Origin of the sequence: Flavisolibacter ginsengisoli DSM 18119, from assembly GCF_900129295.1 — a bacterium.
Lineage (GTDB): Bacteria > Bacteroidota > Bacteroidia > Chitinophagales > Chitinophagaceae > Flavisolibacter > Flavisolibacter ginsengisoli.
Genome location: NZ_FQUU01000013.1, coordinates 1 through 23,791 on the forward strand (window position 1 = coordinate 1; position 23,791 = coordinate 23,791).

A 23,791-nucleotide genomic window follows, 5' to 3' on the forward strand; every position below is an offset into this window, starting at 1 on the left:
ATAAGACCCTCGGTCTATTCCTTTGCAAAGTTCACCTCACTTTCCTTCCACAAAATTCTTAATCTTTCTTCTCTCTGCTATTCTATTATGTCAATGAACTAATATTAACCTAAAGGTCCTTTGCGTTACTATTTTCGTAGAGTATCGCAGAGGGCGCGGAAAGAAGAAACGCAAAGGATCGCAAAGTGTTTTCCCGTACTATATACTAACTGAATAGGACAAACGATTTGGCCACTAAAGTTTTTGAATTTTTTCTTTTTACTTTTGACTTCTTCCTTGCGTTACTGTTTTCTTAAAGTATCGCAAAGGACGCAGAGAGAAGGCACGCAAAGGGTCGCAAAGGGTTTACCTTTTCTATATACTAACTGAATAGGACAAACGATTTGGCCACTAAAGCTTTTGAATTTTTACTTTTGACTTTTGACTTTATTTTCACTCTACTACCTGGTACGAAACAAACGTATTCTTTCCCTGTTTCCGTGAATAAGCTACAAGGCATTTATTGTCATCAAGCGCAGTTACAACAGGGTAGCTGCAAGACCCCGAATCAGGTGTTATGAATTTTTTCTTCAGGAATTTTCCTCCTTGTGCCCTCATCTCAATACCTATTCTTTTATTGATACTGGTATCAGTTTTTAGAGTTTCATCCCATGAGATCACAATATTGCCATTGGCCATAGTTGCCGCCTGTGGATGAGAACCCATGCTACTGATACTTTCGGGTGTAGAGAAGCTTTTGCCATTGTCTGTTGACTGGTTATAGAAGCATCCCTTATTCTTTCCACCTGTATACCAGGCAAAATGAATTCCTTCCTTATTTTCCGTCATAGTCGGACCTGTGTGAGGACAGGCATTTAAAACCCAGTTGTCTTTGCTGATCCTTTTTGGTTGCGAAAAGCTTTTCCCTCCGTCAGTAGATACAATGTGAACCATATCCCTGATGCTGTCCTGGATGATTCCCCTGTATAAAACATGTACCTGGCCATGGGTATCAACAAAGAGATCGGTGCGGCAGCACTGGCAGCATGGCTGGCTTATCAGACCTCCGGAGGTAAAGCCGGATCTACCACTTGTAGATGCGAAGTAAAGGCCAGAACCTTCTTTTGTCGTTGTTTTACGATTGTCAAGCCATATGATTCCTATTTCTCCGTTTTGTAACATGGCCACATCGTAATAGCGCTGATCATAACTTTTTTCATCATCTACTAAAGGTCTTGATGTTGTCCATGTTTTACCAGCATCAAAGGACTGGCTATAATATACAAGTCCTGAATATTTGTTTTTGGGATTAGGATAGGCGGCCCCCCATAATGCCATCACTTCACCCGAAGGCTTGTAGATGATTTTTGGAAGGTTTTCTGAATGAGGTTCAATGTTGGTACTGGAAGGCACTTCTTTGCCAGGACTAAACGTTTTGCCCTGGTCTTTAGACACAGCATAACACAAGATATGGGTGGAATCATTAAGGGACCGGATCCAACTCATTATAATATTGCCATTATTGTCTTTGGCCAGGTAAGGACATTCTCCTGGCAAAGAATCTACCTGAAGAAAGTTCCCGGCATTGCCTGACATTTTATTATTTCCTGTTTGACAGGAAGAAATAGTAATAGTTGATATAATAAATATGATCAGTAATTGTTTCATTTGTTTGATTTGAACAGGTTAGCCAGGTCATATGATGCGCCAATATTGAAATTTCTTGGCTCTGCCAGTGTATAACTATAGACTGAACCCGTTTTCGTGGAGATATAAGAATAGTAATTATTGGTAGCATTCATGATATTGACCCAAATGTCAAGGTCCTTTATTTTATAACCCACACGGATATTGAATACATTGTATCCCTGGTATTTTTCTGTGTTCCTGGCATCCATGAAATAGTTTCCAATCCTCTGCCATTCACCGCCTATGCGCAAGCCATTGGCAAAAGAAGGTTTATACCAGATCTCTGCATTATGCATCCACCGAGGGGCATTGTTCATCTCATTACCATTGTACTTGTTTCCTTTCTCTACAAAATCAAGGAAGTAATGGTGGCTGTAGGCACCACTAATTTTGAATGAAAGGTCTTTTAGTGGAGTGGCACTAATCCCGAACTCTATTCCGCGATGCTGGGTTCTGCCAGCATTCTGATTTTCTGATGAACCGTCATCCAGTTTTACAGAGATTACTTCGTTTGTCCCTTCGAGTTGATAGATGCTGATGTCTGCACTTAATTTATTCTTAATAATCTCGGCCCAACCGCCAATTTCATAATTGTAAAAAACAGAAGGGTGCAGGGTTGGCACTTTTACACCTGTGTACATTTCTGTAACCTGGGGAGGAACAAAGCCCTGGCTGTAATTGGCATAGATACCTGTTTTGGAGGAAAGGCTATAAGTAAAGCCGACCTTTGGACTGAACCTTTTGAAATAATTGATGGTATCGGTCGAGCCGCTAAAAGCTGATGGCTTAAGGGAGTTATTAAAACCATAATGAAAAAGGTCAAACCGGAGTGAAGCCACAATCCTTAATCTTTCAAGCGGGCTAACCTCAAAATTGGTAAAGGCAGCATAGTTGTTGATCCTTGTTGTATAGTTGGTAAGGATACTATCTGTTGACTGGTAGCCTGTGTATTTTTTTGAGATGGTATCTTTTTTAATGCGGATGTAGGCGGCATTGTAACCTGATGGGCTCAGGTCCATACTGATGCCTCCAAGCAGAACGGCTTTTTTCCAATCAAAAGAGTGTTTATGCTGTGCAATAAAAGCATAAGAATGAAAACTGCTTACATTGATCTCACCATGTGCCAGGCTTTTGTCGCCCTTATAAACACCATTTACTTTTTTGTAATCATCTTTTATCCTGTAATTGGGGTTTTGGCCTATGGAATTTTCACGATATATAAGGTTTACTGTTGTTTTACTATGATCATTCCAGGTTTGTGTAAGTGAAGAACGAAATCTTGTAGCATTCACTTTACGATAAGTAAAGGTTTGGGGATTAATAAATTTGTGAGTGGTGAACATAGTGCTGTCCACACCACTAGGCATATCGCTGTAGTAATCTAAAAAGGTCAGGCTGTTGGATAAACTTGTTTTATTACTAAAACTATAATCAGCCCTTGCTGTAAATGTTGCCTTATGAAAATCGGAGTACTCCATAAAGCCATTTCTTTTATCAGCATAATACCCGCTAATTGCAAATCCCCATTTGCCCTGTGTAAGGCTGCTTTGGATCTCAGCACGCTTGTAGCCAATATTGTTGCCCTGCAGTGAAAGCTTTAAAACCGGGATGGCTGTTGGTGCTATAGTGATGAAGTTCACAACACCCCCTATGGCTTCGCTTCCATACAATGAAGAGGAAGGGCCTTTGATGACCTCGACGCTTTTAACGGCTGCCATATTCATCTCTAATACAGCATTGTGGTTAAACAGTCCGGTGGTTCTGACAGGAATGCCATCTTCCAGGTACAGGAAAAGACTTTTGGTGGTCATGGGCTGCCTGATGCTCATTTGGTGCTGCTCATTACCCAGGTTCACCATATTCACCCCACTTATTTTATTCAATACCTGGTCAACGGTTATAGCCCTGGTATCCTGTAGTAAGCGGGTGTCAATTTTAGAAATGGCAATGGGCGCCTGCGATCTTTTAATGGCATCTCCACGTGTGGCAGATACCACCACTTCATTCATTGTATTAGAGGCAGGAACAAGGTATACCAATTGTGCGGAGGTTAAAATTTCCATGGGCTTATAGCCTATAGAAGTGACATTAAGTTTTTGACAATCCCTGCATTTCATTTGAAACTCGCCGGAGGCATTTGTTGTGCAACCACACATACAGGCATTATCTATACAATGAATGGTTGCCCCTGGAATAGGCTCTTTAGTAATGGCATCAATGATTTTTCCAGTTGCAATAACCTGAGCCTGGCCTTGCACTCCGTAAAATATTATGGATATAAGAATGAACAGCCTGGATAGAACAGACATAGCAATATTTTAATTTAATACTTAGTGTTATGGAATAGTAAAGGAAACAGTTAGACCGATCAGGCCCGGGAGGGGGGATGGAATATGGAGCTTATTGGTGATTCATAAAAGCGTGCAACAACATAATTATGAAACAATGGTTGAACCTGGGGATACGTAGTTGGATTATATTCTAAAAAGGTATCGAGGTAGACTATATCCTGGAATTTTATAGTGCCCTGGTTATTATTTCCGGGAGCATTTTGTTTTTCTTCCTCAGCCAGTTTTTTCATTAGCTGGCATTTGCCATTGCAATGCAGCTTAGGACGTTTTTTATTAATGCAGAGGTTTTTAGAAATGTATTCCTTATTGATCTCGTAGTCTGCCATAATCACCCACTTACTGAAAGATTGCAGTAAGGTGACAAGAGAAAAGAGTATGACAGCCAGTATTTTCATTTCAGACGCAAATATCCTTTATTATTTATTTCCCATAATTTGGTATTACTCAGTTTATATCATGACTTTAGTCATATTCATTTTCTTGCGAACTGGGATTGGTGATCCATAAATGGCAATAATATGATGGAAATCAGCTAATTATTTTATTGTTCATCATGGACATAGTTGTCCTTTTTCTGAAATTTGCATATGGTTCAGGTGCAGCCTCCATTAAAAGTTGAAGACCCTACATTAGTGAAGCAGGAAAGTTTGCAGAACCTGCTGCTTCGTTTGTCCTTTTTTAATTTGCTCATCATATCTGCTATTGGATTATTGGTTCGATCGCTTCCTTTTATTGATCATTTTCCTTTAGAATATAAAAACCTGTTACATGGCCATTCTCATTTTGCATTTGGTGGTTGGGTGATGCCTGCACTTATAGCTTTACTGATGATGAATATTCCTGAGCTTTCACAGAAAGTAGCTTACAAGCATTGGAGAAATATCAGCATTTTATTGATGGGTTCAGCCTATGGAATGTTGTTTAGCTTTCCCGTGCAAGGTTATAAGGCGGTAAGCATTACTTTTTCTACTTTATCAATTGGCGCAGGTTACTACCTTGCTATTGTATTGTGGAAGGCCCTGAGGACAGTTGATAACAGGGTATCTTATTCATTCATTAAATGGGGACTATTTTATATGGCTATTTCTGCCATTGGACCATTCGCCACGGGACCGTTAATAGTCATGGGCAAGCAATCCACACCCATTTATTTTGATTCTATTTATTTTTATTTACACTTTCAGTATAATGGCTTCTTTACATTTTTTGTAATGGCACTTATATACAAAAGCCTGGAAAGGAGTGGAAAGACCAGGTATGGAAGAAAGGTATTTGGTTTACTGAATGCAGCCTGTATACCAACTTTTGCACTTTCAGTAATTTGGAACCAGCCACCTATAGTTTTTAATATTATAGGTGGAGTAGGTGCTATCTTACAAGTTATTGCAGTGATCTATTTGATCAGGGATATGCAAATCATTCCTTGGCTTAAAAACGCAGGTATTTTATTGAAAATATCTATTGGAGCTTTTTGTCTTAAGGTCCTGCTGCAGTTGTTGAGTGCTTTACCTGTATTTGCATTAATGGGTTATCATCAAAGGAACCTGGTAATAGCATACCTGCATTTAATTTTATTGGGATTTATTAGCTTATTTATCTTTTCGATGGTGTTTGATTCATTTCAAGCAAACAGACCCACGAGAATGGGTTATAGTTTGTTTCTTTTTGCCTTTGTTACTACAGAGGTATTACTGGTTGCTAGTCCTTTTATCGCGATCCGCAGTTTGCCAGCACTCTTACTGATCTTTACCTTCTTCTTTCCTTTAGGAATTAGTTATATGAATTATGGCCTTGGAAAAAGCTTACAGTTCCGTTTCCATCTCAACTAAGCTGTTGGAGTCTATGTGCAATGGAAGGTTATGCTCTTTTTTAAATACAAGTGCAAGCACAGTTACAATGAGAATAGCCAGTCCAATTAAAATGCCGATGCCGCTGATGGCAAATATTTTAAAAAAGGGCTCGCAATTTTTCATCATTACGGCAAAGGCTTTATTCTCCAGCCGGGCGGAGATTTTTACCAGCCCACTGCCAATAAGAGAAGTCCAGAAAAGGATCAATGATATATTGGTAATCAGAACCCCTTTACCTATCCATGAACTTTTTTGGTTTAAAGCGCCAGGTTTTTGTTGCTGAAGTATATAAAAGATAGAAGCGAACAACAGCATGGTATTTATGCCAATGGTAGTACCCATGGCATGTGCCACGGTAATGTGAGTGCCATGTGTGTAAAAGTTTATTGCAGGAATGGAAATAGCTATGGCGGCTCCCAGGTTAAGAAAGATCCATATATCGGCAAAAGATAAAAGCCTGAAGGGAATAGAATAATAATATTTGAGCGTGTTTGAAATAGTTTTGCGGAACTGGAAAAGAATCTGGCCAAAGATCAATAACTCCGTCATGCTGATGACATAGGCCACTGTTTTTACCCATGGTGCAGCGGGTACTATGTATGTATGGTGGCCCCAGTTAAACATTAAATTGGTAAAGCCTAGAAAGAAAAAGAAAAAAGCAATGGGTGAGCGTGAAATCTTTTTATCACCTTTTAGTTGCTCCATTATATAAAGGCTGGTGCCATAAACGAGCATATTCCAACTGCCAACCATAGAGCCAAGAGCTTTCCATTGAACGGTAATATCCCTGGTCACATTATTATTGAAATGGTCAAAGACCCAGAGATAGCTTTCTGACAAGGTGATATAGAAGAAAACAATTCCGATGGTCCAACTGAAGTAATACACTGGCGCTGTTTTAAATTGCGGGCTTATGGTACCAAAGAAATTGATGGCAAATGGAAGCCAGCTGATAGCTATAAATATTCCCATGAAGGGAGGAAACTCCAGGTATTCTCTACCACCAAAGTAACCCATGAAGAAAGCTGTAATGATTGCCAGCGAAGTCAGTAATTGTAAGGCAAAATGAATCCATGCACCTTGTAACCAGAATAGCTTCCTGTTACTCAACCTTGGCAGGTAATAATATAAGCCACCTTGTGCTGCAGTGAAGATCCAGGAGATGGCCAGGTATACGTGTAAAGGCCTGGTTTTTTGAAAGGTAAGGTAGTTGTTGAGAAACTTGGGCAGCAAGTACTGTAGGCTGCCTAAAACTCCAAATGTCAAGCCAAGCAAAAGATAGGAAACTGCCATAGCAATAAATGCCAGTGCTGCCTTGTCCGAATTATAACATTGCTTAATGTAGCTCTTGCCTAATTCGGGGCTTAAGGGAAGTTGCTGTTGTGTCAACATATTTTAAATAGGCTATGATGGCCTCAGTTTGTTCATTGTTGAATTGGAAAGCCGGCATTCTATTGCCTCCTGAAATGAGCATTGCCTTTATAAGGTATTTACCACGTTGGGGATCAGACCAGGCCGTGGTAAGGTCTGGCCCGAGGTAGCCTCCAAGCCCATATATTTGGTGACATGCCTGGCAATTGTACTGCTGGTAGATCTGCTTACCATGCGCAATCATTTTCTGTTCAGACCCACTGAGTTTGATATTATTGGCCGTACCACGCGTATAAATAAATCCTGAATAAACAACAAAGGATATAAAAAGGAAACAGGCAATTATAATTTTGGTCATCTCTTACAGTGATAAATAAATGTGAATGCACAATTATTTAAAGGTCCTTTTTATTAAAGGAGCGAATAGCAATTGTTAATGGCACTAACATCCAGATTATAAGTATGCCTAAAGTATAGATCATACCAGAACTGCTTCCAAGAAAGTCTTTATACATGGCTCCTGTATATCCCATAAGTGCACTGATATCCATATTTAACATGATAAAGATGCGTCCAAGATCAACAGGATTCAGTGAAGACAATACCAGGGTGATCTTTTCAAGTGGATAATCACTAAAGGCAAACAGAATGAGCAATACCAGTCCATCATAAATGAGGGCGAAGTAAAACCATAACAAAAGTGCTGCACCAATACCCCGGGCCTTATCTTTTGACTTTACAGAGGCCAGGAAGGCAAGCGAGGTAAATATCAAGGTTAATAAACTTCCTATAAGCAACAGGGAAACCCCCGTGTCGTTGAAATTATAAATGCAAACCGGTATACCTACACCTATTAGGAATGCTGTGACAAGTGATGAACTGATACCAGTGTATTCACTTAATATCACTTTCTTCCGACTGATAGGTTGTGTCAGCATTAATTCAATGAATTCATAGGAATTATACCAGTGAATTGTTGAGAATATCATACTGATTAATGGAACTACTATCAAAACGATATTGAGTAAACTTAACATCGCTTTTGAACTGTTCTCTTCCATTTGAAACATTGATATGGATACGATGAACAGGAATGCGGTATACCCGATCATAACCCTGTTTTTGATTATATCGTAAAGAACATATTTGGATATCTTGAGCATAATAATATTTTTTTGTTAACCTGATGCGGTTGTAAAGTTTGACCTGTTGGTTTTTACTTTAGGTGGCGATCTTTAAATAGCTTACTTCTTTTTTATGCAGACCATTTTTCATCATGTGGGCAATGATCTTGCTTAATTTTTCTTCCCCTGTCTGTTCCTGTAATTCTGCCATTGACTTAAAGAATATTTCTTTTCCATCCTGGAGGTACATAACATCTGTAGTTATTTCCTCCAGATCTGTAAGCACATGAGAAGTGATGAGTATTAGTTTATTTTTTTCCTTTTCTACAAGGATCTTTTCCTTGAGTATTTCTGATGACAACGGGTCGAGGCCGGCAGTAGGTTCGTCCAAAATGAGTACTTCGGGATCGAAAAGGAAAGCCAGTGCAGCACTCACCTTTTGCCTGGTGCCACCTGACAAGGCACGCATTGATTTGTCAAGGAGGGTATCAAGTTTGAATTTGAAATATAACTCTTCATCCAATACTTTAGCCGTATTGCGTAGGTTCTTTATCATACTGAACAACTGGCCGATCTTCATGTTGTCAGGGTATCTGCCAATTTGAGGCATATACCCGATATTGCTTCTGTAGGCCACATCTTCTGTAACGGGAACGCTGTTAAATGTGATCAAACCATTGTCTGGTCTTACCAAACCAAGAATGGATTTGATTAATGTGGTTTTTCCTGATCCGTTAGGTCCAATTAACGAGATAACCTGTCCCTTGTTAAACTCTGCGTTGATATTATCTAAAGCCTGGAGTTTTTTAAATCTTTTATTAATATTTTGAATGGCGATCATAATGCTAAGGGTTTCATTAAAGGTTTATTGTCTGTCATGTTTTCTGGTGTAAGGCTTGGAATTGCCTTTTCTGCTTTATCCAAAAGAGATACCATAAAGCTGCGTAATAAGATAACAGCGTTTGGGTTTTGTTCAATAACCATGGAATACATACTAACTGGGTGATATGGAACATCGCCGATAATGTCTTTGTTCATGTCATACCCTTCATATTTATCCCAATAGTTATTATAGAATTCATTTAGCATTAAGGTGCCGTTGGTGGCTACATCAAATGTATTGCCTTGGAAATTATTGTGGTGTACTGTATTTTCGTTGCAACTGGCCTGGATGCGTAAGGCATAACCATTTCCCCTGTAAGAATTGAGTTGTACATCTATCCGGTTGGTACTTTCCATTACAATGCCTGCTGTGTTTTGGACAAATTGATTCTGGACTATAGTTCCATCAGAGATCTCTTTCAAGAGTAAACCATAGGCACTTCCACCCCAGTTATTTTCAAATACATTCTTTTGCATCAGTACATGGTGTGAATACATCACTGCCACACCAGCTCCATTATTATTAAAAGTATTCTCCAGGTAGGCATCGTTATTGGAAAACATAAAATGTAAGCCATACCTGATGTTATTATGGCTGTTGTTCTGCTGGATGATGGAGTTGGTGACAAATTCAAAGTAAATACCATCCCTGTGTCCCTGTATATTGTTGTTCTCCACCACAATGTTATTACACTTCCACAAGTGAATTCCGTTTCCTGATGTTTGTTCAGATTTAAAAGTGCCAACTATGGTGTTTCCAGCGATCAGGGCTTCTGATGAATTAGCAAAATGAATGGCAAAGAATGTATTAGAAAAGGAGTTGTTTTCAATAATTATGTTTTGTGCATCTATAACACCAATGGCTGCAAAATCAAGGGTACTTGAATAGCCAGCATTTTGAAATTTTATTCCTTTGATGATCGCACCGTTGGTACTTACTGTGAGTATTTCATACCGGTTATCTCCATCCAGTATAGGTTCACCTTCACCTATGAGGTAAAGCGGTTTATTGATAATAATATTTCCTTCTTTATAAAGGCCTTTTTCAAGGAGAATAGTATCCTTACTTGCTGCCAGGGCAACCGCCTTACGCAAGGAAGTGACAATATGGTTCTTTCCTACAATGATGGTTCGTGCCTGGGAGGCATAAAAAGAAAGTAGGAGAAGTATGATTAGAATTCGTTTCATTTCGTTGGTTTAAATGCTGCTAAAGTGATGCAGACAATTCGGTCCAGTTTTCAATTTTCCCATTCGTTTCTTGTGCAGTTTTTTGGGCTGCTTTTTCATTTTCAAAGGCTGCAGCATTACTGTTCATAGGGCTTTTAAGCTGGGGACTAACAACAAAAACAGCAGTTCCCGCTGGTAGGAATGTATTAGGTTTTTCAAAGTTTATAAAAACAGTTTGGGCAATTTCCTCTTTTTTGATAGTGTTTGATTTTATAAAGTTGGCAAGGCAATGGGCGTCGTCAAATTTGTAAATCCTTCCTTTTTTAGTAATGATCTCACCGCCAAATTTTGCATCCATAATGGTCATTTTGCAATCATCGCAATTATCTTTTCCAATATTAAAAACTGTTGGTTGAGCATTGCAGGAAGACAATAGAACAATCAGCATACCAAGTGCAGGTATTGTTTTCTTAGCTTTCAGCGACAATGGTTTTAATTTTCTGTTTCTGTATAATTCATATCCATAGACCAGGAAAAAGAGAATAGCTATACCTATTACCACCCATCCGCCAACATCAGGATAAGAATAAGCATCAAAGTTTAGCAGGGTTTTATGTCCGATAAGAGGAGGTTGGTAAAAAAGACCTGGCACCTGTATGGCGGCCTTAGGATCAAGGTTGTGTCCATAATCATATCCCCATTTATAAAAGTCAACCATGGCGGCAATCCCACCTAAAACCGTAAGAATAAGGTAGTAGAACAATAGCTTGCGACGTCCCACGATAGCCACAAGAAGACCTAATGCTATAAAAGCTGCTACTACATAGATTAGATATCCAAATTCGGGAAACATCTCTGCTTTGATATGTTTCATGCCGATATAATGGTTCAAACCATTAATAATTTCTACCTGGCCAGTTATTTTGTTTAGCCATATATTCATAGTCAAACCTTCAGGATACTGTGGTGCTATCAGGAATATAAACCATACGGGTAGAAAGAATGTTGCTATTAAACTCAGGGATCCTAGTGCAATAATGATTCTGGAAGGAAGGCTCATCTTTGACATACTACGCTTATTTAAAACTCCTGGAAGGACCCCGCCTTGAAGCGGGGATTTCCGGAAGTAGAATTTTTTCAATGAAAGATCTATTTGGCAGGTGGTAGCAGAACTGCATCAATAACGTGGATGATACCATTTGAAGCGGGAATGGAAGCTATAATAGTAGCTGAATTATTGATCATTACTTTACCATCTTTTTTACTAATGGTTATATTACCGCCATTTACTTCATTTAATGTTTGTCCATCCTGCATGAGGTCTGTGTTCAAACTGCCAACATATACATGATATTGCAGGATATCCTGCAATTTTTCTTTGTTTTCTGGTTTCATCAGATCTTCAACGGTTCCCTTAGGTAATTTTTCAAAGGCTGCATTAGTAGGAGCAAATACAGTGAAAGGTCCTGCATTTGATAAAGCATCCACCAATTGGGCTTGCTTGACTGCAGCAACCAGTGTAGTGTGGTCTTTTGAAGATGCAGCAACTTTTACTACATCTTTTGCTGATTCATTATCCTGAACCGCAGATTGGCCTGCGGCAGGGGAAGCTTCAGTTGATTCACTTTGAACAACTGGTGTTGTATTATTATTGCAGGAGCTCAAAACAAGAACTGCTGCCAGTAAGGTGAAGTTGAAGACCTTTTTCATATAAATAGTTTTGGTAAGGGCCTGCGTTTAGGCAGGCCCATTGATAATTATGGTTTAACTGTTTTTGTTGTTGTATCAACTGCCGGGTAGTTTTTGCCAGTGCTGAACATTAAGGCAACATTGCTTCCTTTAGGAGACACTCTTAAATATCCCTGCATTTCCTGGTGTAGTGCAGAACAGAAGTCCGTGCAATAGAAAGGAAATATTCCAACCTTGTCAGCAATGTATTTTAAAGTTTGAGTTTCGCCAGGCATGATCAGAATTTCAGCATTGTTTGCATTTTTAATTGCAAAACCATGGGGAACGTCCCAATCCTGCTCAAGGTTGGTCACATGGAAATAAACCACATCTCCCTGCTGAATACCTTCAATATTGTCGGGAGTGAGGTGGGACCTGATTGCTGTCATGTATACGTGTACTTCATTTCCATTACGTGTAACCTTGGTTTGAGCTTCACCTTTAGCCGCATAAGGATTCTGATTCTCTTCTATTTTGTAGATCTTGATACTGTTGTTCCTGATTTTTTCTGCGGGTATAGCTTCGGCATAGTGTGGCTCACCAACCGTTGGAAAGTCAAGGATCATTTTCATTTTATCACCACTGATATCATACAACTGCGCACTTTGGGCTAATTCTGGTCCAGTTGGGAGATAACGATCTTTAGTGATCTTGTTGTAAGCGATCATATATTTTCCATAAGGTTTTCTTGTAGGTCCACCCATTACACTCAGGTGACCAATAGAATAATAGGTAGGCACCCTGTCGAGAACTTTTACATCCTTAATATTCCATTTTACTATTTCTGATGAAACGAACATGGAAGTATAGGCATTACCATTATTGTCAAACTCTGTATGTAAAGGGCCTAAACCTGGTTTCTGAACCTCACCATGTAATACTGCTTCATACTTAAGTATTGGAAAGCCATCGAATGTGCCGTCAAATGTTTTATTGGCAATAGCCTGCTGGATCTTGGTAAAAGAAAATACGGGGATCAAAGCCGCCAGTTTACCAGAACCTACAATATATTCACCTGTAGGATCAACGTCTGTACCGTGAGGAGATTTAGGACAAGGAATGAAATAGATCATATCAGGACAATCCTTTGGATCTAACATCAACACTTGTTTTTCAATGGTTGAAGTGGCCTGGTGTTTTACTTCATCATATATATTATGAGCATATTCGGCAGGAACCATTTTGCCTTTTCCGGCTTTGGCATATTGCTCTGCTTTTTTCCAGTTCACTGCCATAATGAAGTCTTTATCTTTTGCTGAGGCATTAACTTCCAAAAGCGTGTTTGCTTTTTCAGAGTTATAGCAGCTAAAGAAGAACCAATCATGTGACTTTCCTTTACCTGCACGGGAAAGGTCAAAGTTTACTCCAGGGGTTAAGATCTGGAAGGCTATATTCATATGGCCTGTAGAGGAATCCACCTTGACGAAACTAATAGTTCCTTTAAAATTTTGTTTATAGGTATTAATGGGAACATCAGGATTGCCCTGGATAGGAATGCTAAATCGTGTTCCGGCAACTGTATATTCTGTATTCTCCGTAATAAAGGGAGAGGAGTGGTTACCAGCGCTGTTTGGAATTTCAATGATCTCTGCAGTACGGAAGCTTTTCAGATCTACACGGGCAATACGTGGTGTATTATTTCCATTGGCAAACACCCAACGACCATCATGCTCACCATTGGTAGTAGACAAAGCAATATGGTGCAGATCATCCCAGGGTACAAATCCGTGGGAAGTATTTAGCATGGGCTTTGTTTCTTCACTGAAGCCATAACCGTTTTCTGCAAAAGTCGAAAAAACAGGTATGATGCGTAAAAGCCTTCCGGAAGGGATGCCATACACACTCATTTGACCATTAAAGCCACCGGATACAAAATCATAGAACTCGTCATATTTTCCTGGCGCAACGTAAACCTTTGAGGCCGCATCGCCACTAATGGCAGCTTCTGCGCCCTTTGGCTTACAGCTATTTAAGGAAACAGCCGCTATGGCCGTAATGGCCAGGGCTGATAAAAATCTGTTTGAATTGGGATTCATTTTTGAAAGATTAATATTTATTGATTGGTTTATTTTTCTCCATCATTGCTACGCTGGAATTCCAGAACCTTCCTGGCTTCATCCGTTGTAAGATTTTGGTTTGGCATGCGCACCAAACATTCTTCGAGTAATTTTTGTGCTGCAGGATCTTTCTCAAGCATCATGTCGACATTAGTAATCATATTCATGATCCATTCTGGTTTTCTTTGTTTAGTAACTCCTTTCCATCCAGGACCTACCAGTTTTTCGTCGGTCAACTTATGGCAGCTTTGACATTTTACATCATAAATAGCTTTTCCATCAGCTACCCATTGTGCATTAAGCGGGTTGGTAATTTGAATATCGCCGGGTAAAATTTCTTTTCCGTGCACTTCAGATTGATTACTGGTCAGTGCCTGGGTGTCCAAAGGTTCTTTTTGACTGGGGTTTTTGTCCACACAGGCAACAAAGAACATGGTTGAAACTACAATTAGCAAAGTGGCCCAAATTGTTTTTTTCTTCATGTTGCAATTTTTGTTTTTATCAAAAAAGACATCTATGTCTGAGAAGACAAAAGTATTTTGCCCTTATTCCATGCTATGTGATAGCAGTCATTGTTGCAGATGATATTTATCACGTTTTTGTTTTTGGTACGATATGATGAAAGTCATGTTTTGAGATAGAAGTATTGGAATACTTTTATTCCCTAAATCTAATTTTTTAAAATATGCAAACAATTGATAGCCTATTTGTCCCTGAGCTGGCGCCGGCTCAAAAGCATCCAACAGTTTTAAACAAATTTGACAACCTGCAAATAGGAGAGTCCTTTCTTTTGATCAATGATCATGATCCTATTCCTCTTTATTATGAGATGAAGGCAGAAAAAGGTGAGGTATTTACCTGGAAGAAAGTTGAAAATGGTCCTGAAGTTTGGAAAGTAGAGATTACCAAAACAGGTGGAAATGCAACAGGCTCATCAAAATTGTCTGAGCAGAAATCAGCAGTAACAGAAGATAATTTTGTATTGAATGTTACATTGATTGAGCCCAGGTTAAAACACCCTACTATATTCAAACATTTTGATGCCTTAAAACCCGGACAAGCATTTCAGATTTTAAATGACCATGATCCCAAGCCTTTATATTATCAAATGCTAGGGGAGCGAGGTAATGTTTTCACATGGGAGTATTTAGAGAAAGGACCATGGTGGAGAGTTCAAATCAGGAAAAATGATGGAGATGTTGAAACCCTGGGCGAAATAGCAACCAAAGATCTACGTAAAGCAGAGATATTTAAAAAATATGGCCTGGATTTTTGCTGCGGTGGTAAGAAAACAGTACGGCAGGCTTGTGCAGAAAAAGGAATTGACGCTACTAAAGTGGAGGAAGAATTACAAAATGCAGAAGTAGCCGCTATTACACGGCCATTACCTTATAATGACTGGAGTCTGAGTTTCCTGGCTGACTACATTGTGAATACACATCATAGCTATGTTAGCAAAAGCTTGCCTGAGTTAAGGACCTATGCTACAAAAGTGGCTAAGGTTCATGGAGCCCATCATCCTGAATTAATGCCTGTTCGTCAACTGGTGGAAGATATTAATGAGGAATTGACAGGGCATATGGTCAAAGAAGAAAATATTCTATTTCCATTTATTAAACAATTGGAATCAGCAAAAAGCAATGGCAAAAAGGTGGAACCTTCTGGATTTGGTACCGTTGAGAACCCTATAAATATGATGGAACATGAGCACGAAGCTGTAGGTAAAAATCTTGAAAAGATAAGAGTGCTTACAAATAATTATGCACTTCCTGACGATGCATGTGCAAGCTATAAATTGTTATTTAAAATGCTCGAGGAATTTGAATCAGATCTTTTTATCCATATCCATTTGGAAAATAACATACTCTTTCCAAAAGCCTTGAAGCTGGAAAAGCAATAGAAGTTATATGATTAACCTAACAGTTGGAATTCTTAAAACAACTGTTAGGTATCTCTTTCTTTGCTATAATTATAAGGTAAGTTGAAGTAAGAAAATTTAGAGATATGAAGGCTGGATTCTTGTATTTATTGTTCATTTTTATCATTTTTTCCTGTAACAACAGTGCAAAAAACGAAGAGCAAACAAAAGAACCTATACATGAACAACATAGCAATGAAATTTTAGGAGATTCATTGAGATTGAACCAGGGTAAGAAATGGAAGAGTGATGCCATTACAAATGAAAACATTGCTTCTTTTCAGCATATTGCAGAACAGGCAAAACAGATCAAAGATCCAGGGATAAAGGAATATAATGAAGCAGGGGCCAGGATGCAGAAGCAACTGGATAAATTGATCAGTGAATGCCGCATGAAGGGGCCAGATCATGAAGCACTTCATAAATGGCTTGCTCCTTTATTTACCAGTGTATCCTCACTTGTGAAATCGCAGGACAAAATCGAGGCCTCTCAATTGATCGATAAAATACATAGCTATGTCAATAGCTATGCAAAATATTTTGAATGACAATGACGATTAATTCAAATACAAAGATTGGCGCCATTTTAAAAGAGGCACCTGGCGCATTGGATGCTATTATAGAAATTAATGCAAAGTTTGAAAAGTTACGAAATCCCATACTTCGTAAGCTTATGGCTGGAAGAACTACTTTGGCCACTGCCAGTAAGTTTGGAAATTGTGAACTAGAAGATTTCTACAAAAAACTTGAGCCGTTTGGCTTTGAAATTGACAGGTCAATAGCACATACTTTGGAAGAGAAGAAGGTGCCTGAATTTATGAGTTCCTTAGCTTCCAGGCAATTAACAGAGTTAAATGTAAGACCTGTTCTGGCTTCAGGTGAAGATCCTCTCAATATAATTATGAGTAAGATAAAAACCATTGAGCCTGGTGGTATTTTAAAAATTATAAACAGTTTTGAGCCTACGCCCTTGATCCTTTTATTGGAAAAGAAAGGCTTTGAATCTTATGTAGAACACATAAGCTCAGACCATGTTAATACTTATTTTTATAAAAGGAGCAATTCTCAGGCCTCAATACAACCAAAAACACAAAATACAATACACGACTGGGATGATGTGGTTAAGAGATATGAGTCACGTATAAGTAGAATAGATGTTCGTGAACTGGAAATGCCACAGCCTATGATGAAAATATTAGAAGCTTTAGATCATATGGCAAATGATACAGCATTAATGGTTTATCATAAGCGTATTCCAGTATTCCTGTTGCCTGAACTAGAACAAAGGGGGTATGAATATAGGATCAAGGAAATAAGTGATAATGAGGTCCATCTAGTAATATTCAGGAATTGAAATGAGTATCCAAACAGTGAAAACGGATCTGGTAAAGAACACTACACACAAGGTTGTGATTCCTTTTTATATATATGCTGCTTTATCTTTTTTTGTAGCTACCATTTTATTATTTTGTTCAGCTAATTCATTTACGCAGCATTATTTTCAGCCCAGGACACTTGCCATAACGCATACCATGGCTTTGGGCTGGGGAACTATGATCATTTTAGGTGCCAGTCACCAATTAGTCCCCGTATTAATTGAGGCCAGGCTGCATAGTACATGGCTGGCTTTTTTGTCTTTTATACTGGCCGGCATAGGGATCCCTGCATTGCTCATTTCTTTTTTTGCATTTCATTTTGGTTGGGTTGCGGTCACAGGAGCCTTGTTAATTAATGGAGCAGTGTTGCTCTTTTTGATAAACATGGCCTTATCCATTTGGAAGTCGCCAAATAAAAATGTTCACGCACTATTTATATTAACTGCAGCTTTTTGGTTGTTGATCACTACTATAATAGGATTGCTACTTGTGTGTAATTTTTCACACCCTTTTTTGCCCTCTGCTTCCCTACATTACCTTTCCCTGCATGCGCATATAGGAATCCTGGGTTGGTTTTTATTACTGGTGATGGGTGTTGGCTCCAGGCTTATTCCCATGTTCCTGATATCCAAGTTTCATAACAATAAGTACCTGTGGAGTATGTATGGACTAACGAATGGAGCATTGCTTGCCTTTATATTATTATTTATTTTACAATCTGTTAGCATATGGTATTTGATGCCGGTAAGTTTCTTATTTATTGCTTTGATATTATTTGGCCGATTTTGTTACCTCGCATTTAAACAGCGCATCAGGAAAAATGTAGATGAGCAAATGAAAATATCCTTGCTCTCAATTACAATGATGGCTGTGCCAATAATATTTTTGGCTATTCTGATAGGCTTTGTTTTAAGATCTGGAAATCAAGGGTACAAAGAAATACTAGCCTATGGATTTTCAATATTTTTTGGGTGGATAACTGCTATTATTTTCGGTATGACATTTAAAACGCTTCCCTTCATAGTCTGGAACAAAATATATCATGATAAGGGCGGTCTTGGGAAGACACCCAATCCAAAGGATCTATTTAGTGCGAAAGTTTTCAAAACTATGTCATTAACTTATCTGGCAGGATTTATTTTGTTTTTGGTGGGTATCTTAATTATCAATTCAATTTTATTGCAATCTGCAACAGTTTTATTGGTTATAACATCTGTTCTGTATAATTGGAATGTAATGAAAATGCTTTTGCACAAACCTTTGATCACGTGAATACAGTAATTACAAATAATGAGGAAAAATGCGCTGGTGCCATGGACTCCCTGCATAATGTCATTGACCCTGAAATAGGTTTGAATATTGTGGACCTGGGTTTGATATACCAGGTAGATTTTGATGATGATACAAAGACATGTTTTGTTTCAATGACTCTAACAACGCAATTCTGTCCTATGGGTGAGAGTATCAGGGATAATGTTGTGAATGCATTGGAACAGGCATTCCCTGGTTATGCGATAAATGTAGACCTGGTTTTTGATCCACCCTGGAGCACTGAAAAAGTTTCAGAACAGGGGCTAAAATACTTAAATGGCGAATAGATGTTAAGCTATACATGTAAGACGGCTATAAAAGCGGTGATATTCCTGGCAACGAAATATGATAAAGGCTATAAGTCAGGTATTAAAGAAATTGCCGAACATATTGAAGCTAGTGAACATACCGTGGGAAAATTGTTGCAGATTCTCGTAAAGCAGCAAGTAATCAATAGCCTTAAAGGTCCTGCGGGTGGATTTTATATTACAAGTAAACAATTGAACCTACCAATAATTAATATAGTAGAAGCTATAGATGGAAAGAATATATTCAACATGTGTGGGTTGGGCTTAAGCCGATGCTCTGCGATGCATCCCTGCCCTATTCATAATGATTATAAAGAAGTAAGAGACATCATGGAAAAGATTTTCCGATCCAATAGGATTTTAGACCTCTGCGCACCAGTAAATAATGGATTAGCCTATTTAGTTGGGTGAAATTTAAAATTAACAGTAATAAAAGAAGATATAATTATCCTTTAATATTGTGTCCCTATATTTGCAAATATTTTATTCTGGTCCATCTAAGCACAGTAGATATTTTCAAGTGATTAGCTCTTCTATTTAAAACTTCTTCCATTATTTAATTATCTAATGAAAAATCCCTCACAGCATAGCTTCCATATCCCTGTAATGGGCCTGGCTTACACTATTGATTCTCCCATCAAGGTGGCACGATTTGGCATCGGTTCTGCCATATCGATTGTTGAAGACAGGTTGATCGAATTGATGAGGAGCCATTATTACTCTTTTATTAATGAAGTCTATATTCCTATTCCAACGAGTCAGGCGGATTATAGAGCAAAAAGGATAACTGACTACTTAAACCTGGTAAACAAGATTGTACTTCTGCAAATAGAACGAATTCGCAACTCCGCATTTGAAGCAGGATCAGAAATAGTCAAATATTTTGAATTATTGCCAGAGTCAAATCCTTTGAAACAAATTTATAATAGGGTAAATAGTATTTCAGATTTGTCTGAAAAGATGGAGCTGGAATCCTATTTAAGGTCGATTGTAATTCCCGGGAGCATTGATGTGAACATCATGACCAAGATTGATAAGAACAATTATTCTAAAAATGGAGACCTTTTGGAAGATGGTTCTGACGCTATAACTGCACTTAAAGGATATGCGAACAGCGATCTTTCCAATTCTTCTGTAATATTTTCAGCAGGTATGAATCCGAGGCTCTATAATTACCTTGAAAAATGCAATGAATTCCAACCTGACAAAAAGGGTGTTTTCCAAAAAAAAATCATTGTGAAGGTGAGTGATTACAGGTCTGCCCTGATCCAAAGCAAATACCTGGCTAAGAAAGGTATTTGGGTAAGTGAATTCCGTATTGAATCGGGGCTCAATTGTGGTGGGCATGCTTTTGCAACTGATGGATTCCTGATGGGACCAATTTTGGAAGAATTCAAGTCCAGGAAAGAGGAATTGGTAAAATCCGTATTTGAAATTTATAAGAGCGCTCTTGAGAAGAAAGGATTGGATGTACCTGGTTGTGCACCGGCTATTGCTATTTCAGTGCAAGGTGGTATAGGTACAGCTGAAGAAGATGCGTTTTTACATCAGTATTATAATGTTGATAGTACAGGATGGGGCACACCATTCCTGTTAGTTCCTGAGGCTACAACAGTTGATGAAGCAACTTTAAAGCTGTTATGTAATGCAAAGCAGGAGGATGTTTTGCTTAGTAATAATTCACCATTGGGAGTAAGATTTCATTACCTGAATGGAACTACTTCACATTCTGAAAAACTGGAGCGAATAAAGAATGGCAAGCCAGGAAGCCCCTGCACAGAAAAGCACCTGGAATTTAATACAGAATTTACTGAAAAACCTATTTGTACAGCCTCATTTAAATACCAGAAATTAAAAATATCCCAATTAGACAAAATGGGATTACCTGAAATAGAATATCAAAAACAACTTAAGTCTGTAGTTGATAAAGAATGTTTGTGTATAGGATTGAGTAATGCGGCAGCTATTAATTATGACAAGACTTTAATTAAAAATCTTGATGCAGTAACTATTTGTCCCGGGCCAAATATCATATATTTTACAAAAAAGGTCTCATTGCAGACCATGACTGATCATATTTATGGCAGAACAGATTTACTGGAAGGTATAGAACGTCCTCATATGTTCATCAATGAATTGAACCTGTATGTCAATTACCTGGATGATGAATTATCATCGCAAGGATCATTGGATGATAAGAAGGTTAAATTCTATACTTCCTTTATTGAAAATTTAATGACGGGGATTGCCTATTATCATAACATCAACGAATCGCAGTTGCTGAATGATTCATTCAATCATTCACTCCAGGAGGCAACAATGAGGATTCAATCCATGAGGAAAAAAATGGAGATGGCGTCTAGTAAAAATTTGTTGTATATAAGGACCAATAACAATTAGAAATAAAGAATGCAAAAAAGAGATATTGTTGCAATTGAAGATATTAAACTCATGGTTGATTCTTTTTATGGAAAGATTCAGGAGGATGCTATACTTTCTTTTATTTTCAACGATCGTATCGGGGATCGTTGGTCTGAACACCTGGAAAAAATGTATAAGTTTTGGCAAACTGTACTGCTTGATGAACATACTTACTTTGGCGCACCATTTCCACCACACGCCACATTAGATATCAATCATACGCATTATGAACGATGGGTTCAATTATTTAATGAAACAATTGATCACCTGTTTACAGGCGATAAAGCTCAGGAAGCTAAATGGAGAGGTCAGAAGATGGCTCAGGTTTTCCTTGCCAGAACAGCTAATTATAAAATGCAGGTAACAGCTGAATGATTATGCCGGCAAATAGATTGAATTATAAAAGGATAAAGGTGCCCGTTAGGCGAACTGGCATATTTTTTATGTCATAGTAATGTAAGAATGATAACTTTATATAAAACCAAAATCAAATAATATGACTCAGAAGAATTTTTTAGGATTGCTCCTTTGCGTTAGTATGGCTGTATTTGCAGCATGTAATTCGGGTGGAGAGAAGAAGGGCGAAACATCCACTACTAATGAGCCTGCCGCAACTACCGGGGGTGGTAGCATAGCTTCAGAAGGTTCTGATCCTAAAGGAATTGGGCCACATAAGAATGTTGAGCTAACACATCCTCTTGATGAAAAAATGGTAGCAGCCGGTAAAGGAATTTATGATGTAAAATGCTCTTCCTGCCATAAAACCACCGATGAGAAATTAGTGGGTCCAGGTTGGAAGGGAGTAACTGACAGAAGAACACCTGAATGGATTATGAATTTTGTTACCAACACAGAAGAAATGATCGAAAAAGATACAGCTGCTCAAAATATGCTTGAAGTCTGTTTGGTGAAGATGCCCAACCAGGGACTTACAGAGGCGGATGCCAGGTCAGTTTTAGAATTTATGCGAAACAATGATGGTAAAAAATAAATGATCTTAATAAAATAGCGAATGGCTGTCTACAGGACAGCCATTTTTTTTTGCGTATTATATTTGTCTGTAGTTAAATATGAAAGCATGATAGATAGCGCACCTAGCAATAAAATTATACTTACACCCCACAAAAGCCAGCTGTACAAGGAGCTGTTTGTTTTGAATAATATTTCCAAACCTTGAAGCATTAATAAACTTTCATTAGCAATAATTCCAAATCCAAAAAGGAAGAAGGGAAATTTTATCTGCTTGTTTTTCCTTTTAAAGAAATTATTTTCTACAAGGCTGCTAAGGATGAAAAAGCTGACAAAGCCTAAAAAGACAAGATGCAAAAAGCCTATTATTACAGGACGATTTCCGTAAATAGCATTACCAAGTGTAGGAAATATTGTTCCCACATTAAGTGCCATTTTTAAACCAAAAGAAAATGCTGCCAGCTTCCACATATTCAATGCAAGTGGTTTATCATAAAAATCATCCCATGGAAATTCAAGAATAAACTTTAAAAAATAGAAAAGACTAATTAATATAAAAATGCATCCAATGCCTGCAATTATATATAATATGGTACTGTTGTGCCAAAGCATTGAAAGAAATAATGATGGCAAAACAGAAATAGATAGGAATAAAGCAAATCTTTTTGCATTTACGCTAATTATATAATTCTTTTTAATTACATCATTTAAAACCAGTGTAAACACTGATAGAGTAAAAAAGCCATTGTATTGGAAATGTAGAAAGGTATAAATAGAGTCTCTATAGAGTAAAGAGTTGCCAGATCCTGATAATAAAATATAGGAAAGTCCCAAGGGTCCGAGGGAAGACAAGACCATTGATGCTATTGCTGAAACTCCTAATAGTTTTACAGAATTATGTATGGAAGTTTTTAAAAGATCTTTCAGAAACATCCAGGCAAAGACAAATGATGCAACTATGTAGAGCGAAGAAAATGTTACAGTGAGGGGTGCATATCCAAAAAATGGAAATAACAAACCCATTCCCAGGGAACTGACCTCTATTGAAGCTAATATCCAAATGTATTTTTTATGAACTACAGGTAATACATCAAAAACGAGAAGTGTCATTAAACTCAGGCCTACCCATCCACCAAATGCAAAATGAGAATGTGCACTTAGTACCTGGCGGTAATCAATCATAGGAATAGAAAAAACGATCTTACTTCTTAATGTAACGCCCAGTAGGGCTACAATACAAAGATTGACCAGGCATAACCCGACCCAGAAATATTTTTTACTCATCATGCA

General features: G+C 38.1%; 23 protein-coding genes. 10 read left to right on the forward strand and 13 right to left on the reverse strand.

From position 1 onward, the window contains the following. Positions 1 to 432: 432 nt before the first annotated feature. Genes BUA53_RS14445 through BUA53_RS14455 form a run of 3 tightly spaced genes read right to left on the reverse strand, consistent with a single transcriptional unit; the run spans position 433 to position 4,414 of the window. Positions 433 to 1,647, reverse strand: coding sequence for a sialidase family protein (locus BUA53_RS14445; RefSeq protein WP_072836104.1), 1,215 nt, complete (start codon positions 1,645 to 1,647; stop codon positions 433 to 435). Beyond that, positions 1,644 to 3,977, reverse strand: coding sequence for a TonB-dependent receptor (locus BUA53_RS14450; protein ID WP_072836105.1), 2,334 nt, complete (start codon positions 3,975 to 3,977; stop codon positions 1,644 to 1,646). Before BUA53_RS14450 ends, BUA53_RS14445 begins: the two co-directional genes overlap by 4 nt. A 59-nt stretch (positions 3,978 to 4,036) precedes the next feature. After that, entirely contained in the window at positions 4,037 to 4,414 is a 378-nt protein-coding gene (locus tag BUA53_RS14455) for a hypothetical protein (protein ID WP_072836106.1), read from the reverse strand. 192 nt (positions 4,415 to 4,606) lie between these two features. On the opposite strand from BUA53_RS14455, the gene BUA53_RS14460 reads away from it, so the two are divergent. After that, positions 4,607 to 5,848 carry a hypothetical protein gene (locus BUA53_RS14460; protein WP_072836107.1) on the forward strand — a complete coding sequence of 414 codons (1,242 nt, stop codon included), beginning with the start codon at positions 4,607 to 4,609 and terminating at the stop codon, positions 5,846 to 5,848. Here BUA53_RS14460 and BUA53_RS14465 read toward each other — a convergent pair. The 9 genes from BUA53_RS14465 to BUA53_RS14505 form a co-directional block, all read right to left on the reverse strand. Beyond that, on the reverse strand, positions 5,822 to 7,261 hold the full coding sequence (locus BUA53_RS14465; RefSeq protein WP_072836108.1) for a cbb3-type cytochrome c oxidase subunit I: 1,440 nt from the start codon (positions 7,259 to 7,261) through the stop codon (positions 5,822 to 5,824). The genes BUA53_RS14460 and BUA53_RS14465 overlap by 27 nt on opposite strands. Then, positions 7,206 to 7,598 carry a c-type cytochrome gene (locus BUA53_RS14470; RefSeq protein WP_072836109.1) on the reverse strand — a complete coding sequence of 131 codons (393 nt, stop codon included), beginning with the start codon at positions 7,596 to 7,598 and terminating at the stop codon, positions 7,206 to 7,208. Before BUA53_RS14470 ends, BUA53_RS14465 begins: the two co-directional genes overlap by 56 nt. A gap of 37 nt (positions 7,599 to 7,635) precedes the next feature. Beyond that, positions 7,636 to 8,403 (reverse strand): ABC transporter permease subunit, encoded by a 768-nt coding sequence (locus BUA53_RS14475; RefSeq protein WP_072836110.1) that lies wholly within the window; start codon positions 8,401 to 8,403, stop codon positions 7,636 to 7,638. A 58-nt stretch (positions 8,404 to 8,461) separates the two neighbouring features. After that, positions 8,462 to 9,205 carry an ABC transporter ATP-binding protein gene (locus BUA53_RS14480; protein ID WP_072836111.1) on the reverse strand — a complete coding sequence of 248 codons (744 nt, stop codon included), beginning with the start codon at positions 9,203 to 9,205 and terminating at the stop codon, positions 8,462 to 8,464. Further along, positions 9,202 to 10,434: a nitrous oxide reductase family maturation protein NosD gene (gene nosD / locus BUA53_RS14485; RefSeq protein WP_072836112.1), complete on the reverse strand. Its 1,233-nt coding sequence runs from the start codon at positions 10,432 to 10,434 to the stop codon at positions 9,202 to 9,204. Before nosD ends, BUA53_RS14480 begins: the two co-directional genes overlap by 4 nt. A 19-nt stretch (positions 10,435 to 10,453) precedes the next feature. Then, positions 10,454 to 11,482: a nitrous oxide reductase accessory protein NosL gene (locus tag BUA53_RS14490; RefSeq protein ID WP_084080094.1), complete on the reverse strand. Its 1,029-nt coding sequence runs from the start codon at positions 11,480 to 11,482 to the stop codon at positions 10,454 to 10,456. Positions 11,483 to 11,562: 80 nt separating this feature from the next. Beyond that, entirely contained in the window at positions 11,563 to 12,123 is a 561-nt protein-coding gene (locus BUA53_RS14495) for a fasciclin domain-containing protein (RefSeq protein ID WP_072836113.1), read from the reverse strand. A 47-nt stretch (positions 12,124 to 12,170) separates the two neighbouring features. After that, positions 12,171 to 14,177, reverse strand: coding sequence for a Sec-dependent nitrous-oxide reductase (gene nosZ, locus BUA53_RS14500; protein ID WP_072836114.1), 2,007 nt, complete (start codon positions 14,175 to 14,177; stop codon positions 12,171 to 12,173). A 29-nt stretch (positions 14,178 to 14,206) separates the two neighbouring features. Beyond that, on the reverse strand, positions 14,207 to 14,680 hold the full coding sequence (locus BUA53_RS14505; RefSeq protein WP_072836115.1) for a c-type cytochrome: 474 nt from the start codon (positions 14,678 to 14,680) through the stop codon (positions 14,207 to 14,209). A 203-nt stretch (positions 14,681 to 14,883) separates the two neighbouring features. On the opposite strand from BUA53_RS14505, the gene ric reads away from it, so the two are divergent. The 9 genes from ric (at position 14,884) to BUA53_RS14555 (ending at position 22,523) form a co-directional block, all read left to right on the forward strand. After that, entirely contained in the window at positions 14,884 to 16,098 is a 1,215-nt protein-coding gene (gene ric, locus BUA53_RS14515) for an iron-sulfur cluster repair di-iron protein (protein ID WP_084080095.1), read from the forward strand. A gap of 104 nt (positions 16,099 to 16,202) precedes the next feature. Further along, positions 16,203 to 16,664, forward strand: a complete 462-nt coding sequence (locus BUA53_RS14520) for a hypothetical protein (protein ID WP_072836116.1) — start codon at positions 16,203 to 16,205, stop codon at positions 16,662 to 16,664. Positions 16,665 to 16,666: 2 nt separating this feature from the next. Then, positions 16,667 to 17,470: a DUF2249 domain-containing protein gene (locus tag BUA53_RS14525; RefSeq protein WP_072836217.1), complete on the forward strand. Its 804-nt coding sequence runs from the start codon at positions 16,667 to 16,669 to the stop codon at positions 17,468 to 17,470. Between the two features lies 1 nt (position 17,471). Continuing rightward, complete coding sequence (locus BUA53_RS14530; protein WP_072836117.1) at positions 17,472 to 18,764, forward strand: heme-copper oxidase family protein; 1,293 nt, start codon at positions 17,472 to 17,474, stop codon at positions 18,762 to 18,764. Beyond that, positions 18,761 to 19,090, forward strand: coding sequence for a metal-sulfur cluster assembly factor (locus tag BUA53_RS14535; RefSeq protein WP_245793151.1), 330 nt, complete (start codon positions 18,761 to 18,763; stop codon positions 19,088 to 19,090). The genes BUA53_RS14530 and BUA53_RS14535 overlap by 4 nt, the downstream gene beginning before the upstream one ends. Then, positions 19,091 to 19,522: an RrF2 family transcriptional regulator gene (locus BUA53_RS14540; protein ID WP_072836118.1), complete on the forward strand. Its 432-nt coding sequence runs from the start codon at positions 19,091 to 19,093 to the stop codon at positions 19,520 to 19,522. Positions 19,523 to 19,678: 156 nt separating this feature from the next. Next, positions 19,679 to 21,511 carry a hypothetical protein gene (locus BUA53_RS14545; protein ID WP_072836119.1) on the forward strand — a complete coding sequence of 611 codons (1,833 nt, stop codon included), beginning with the start codon at positions 19,679 to 19,681 and terminating at the stop codon, positions 21,509 to 21,511. 9 nt (positions 21,512 to 21,520) lie between these two features. Further along, positions 21,521 to 21,907 carry a group III truncated hemoglobin gene (locus tag BUA53_RS14550; RefSeq protein ID WP_072836120.1) on the forward strand — a complete coding sequence of 129 codons (387 nt, stop codon included), beginning with the start codon at positions 21,521 to 21,523 and terminating at the stop codon, positions 21,905 to 21,907. Between the two features lie 121 nt (positions 21,908 to 22,028). Beyond that, complete coding sequence (locus tag BUA53_RS14555) at positions 22,029 to 22,523, forward strand: c-type cytochrome (protein WP_072836121.1); 495 nt, start codon at positions 22,029 to 22,031, stop codon at positions 22,521 to 22,523. A gap of 29 nt (positions 22,524 to 22,552) precedes the next feature. Here the strand turns inward: BUA53_RS14555 and BUA53_RS14560 are convergent, their stop codons facing one another. Further along, a complete protein-coding gene (locus BUA53_RS14560; RefSeq protein ID WP_139256456.1) occupies positions 22,553 to 23,788 on the reverse strand; it encodes a hypothetical protein in 1,236 nt (411 codons plus the stop codon). Positions 23,789 to 23,791 lie beyond the last annotated feature (3 nt).

What these genes read in the sequence shown, in the direction of transcription:
- BUA53_RS14445 (WP_072836104.1), bottom strand. Translation starts at nt 1,647, where the DNA reads ATGAAACAATTACTGATCATATTTATTATATCAACTATTACTATTTCT.
- BUA53_RS14450 (WP_072836105.1), bottom strand. Translation starts at nt 3,977, where the DNA reads ATGTCTGTTCTATCCAGGCTGTTCATTCTTATATCCATAATATTTTAC.
- BUA53_RS14455 (WP_072836106.1), bottom strand. Translation starts at nt 4,414, where the DNA reads ATGAAAATACTGGCTGTCATACTCTTTTCTCTTGTCACCTTACTGCAA.
- BUA53_RS14460 (WP_072836107.1), top strand. Translation starts at nt 4,607, where the DNA reads ATGGTTCAGGTGCAGCCTCCATTAAAAGTTGAAGACCCTACATTAGTG.
- BUA53_RS14465 (WP_072836108.1), bottom strand. Translation starts at nt 7,261, where the DNA reads ATGTTGACACAACAGCAACTTCCCTTAAGCCCCGAATTAGGCAAGAGC.
- BUA53_RS14470 (WP_072836109.1), bottom strand. Translation starts at nt 7,598, where the DNA reads ATGACCAAAATTATAATTGCCTGTTTCCTTTTTATATCCTTTGTTGTT.
- BUA53_RS14475 (WP_072836110.1), bottom strand. Translation starts at nt 8,403, where the DNA reads ATGCTCAAGATATCCAAATATGTTCTTTACGATATAATCAAAAACAGG.
- BUA53_RS14480 (WP_072836111.1), bottom strand. Translation starts at nt 9,205, where the DNA reads ATGATCGCCATTCAAAATATTAATAAAAGATTTAAAAAACTCCAGGCT.
- nosD (WP_072836112.1), bottom strand. Translation starts at nt 10,434, where the DNA reads ATGAAACGAATTCTAATCATACTTCTCCTACTTTCTTTTTATGCCTCC.
- BUA53_RS14490 (WP_084080094.1), bottom strand. Translation starts at nt 11,482, where the DNA reads ATGTCAAAGATGAGCCTTCCTTCCAGAATCATTATTGCACTAGGATCC.
- BUA53_RS14495 (WP_072836113.1), bottom strand. Translation starts at nt 12,123, where the DNA reads ATGAAAAAGGTCTTCAACTTCACCTTACTGGCAGCAGTTCTTGTTTTG.
- nosZ (WP_072836114.1), bottom strand. Translation starts at nt 14,177, where the DNA reads ATGAATCCCAATTCAAACAGATTTTTATCAGCCCTGGCCATTACGGCC.
- BUA53_RS14505 (WP_072836115.1), bottom strand. Translation starts at nt 14,680, where the DNA reads ATGAAGAAAAAAACAATTTGGGCCACTTTGCTAATTGTAGTTTCAACC.
- ric (WP_084080095.1), top strand. Translation starts at nt 14,884, where the DNA reads ATGCAAACAATTGATAGCCTATTTGTCCCTGAGCTGGCGCCGGCTCAA.
- BUA53_RS14520 (WP_072836116.1), top strand. Translation starts at nt 16,203, where the DNA reads ATGAAGGCTGGATTCTTGTATTTATTGTTCATTTTTATCATTTTTTCC.
- BUA53_RS14525 (WP_072836217.1), top strand. Translation starts at nt 16,667, where the DNA reads ATGACGATTAATTCAAATACAAAGATTGGCGCCATTTTAAAAGAGGCA.
- BUA53_RS14530 (WP_072836117.1), top strand. Translation starts at nt 17,472, where the DNA reads ATGAGTATCCAAACAGTGAAAACGGATCTGGTAAAGAACACTACACAC.
- BUA53_RS14540 (WP_072836118.1), top strand. Translation starts at nt 19,091, where the DNA reads ATGTTAAGCTATACATGTAAGACGGCTATAAAAGCGGTGATATTCCTG.
- BUA53_RS14545 (WP_072836119.1), top strand. Translation starts at nt 19,679, where the DNA reads ATGAAAAATCCCTCACAGCATAGCTTCCATATCCCTGTAATGGGCCTG.
- BUA53_RS14550 (WP_072836120.1), top strand. Translation starts at nt 21,521, where the DNA reads ATGCAAAAAAGAGATATTGTTGCAATTGAAGATATTAAACTCATGGTT.
- BUA53_RS14555 (WP_072836121.1), top strand. Translation starts at nt 22,029, where the DNA reads ATGACTCAGAAGAATTTTTTAGGATTGCTCCTTTGCGTTAGTATGGCT.
- BUA53_RS14560 (WP_139256456.1), bottom strand. Translation starts at nt 23,788, where the DNA reads ATGATGAGTAAAAAATATTTCTGGGTCGGGTTATGCCTGGTCAATCTT.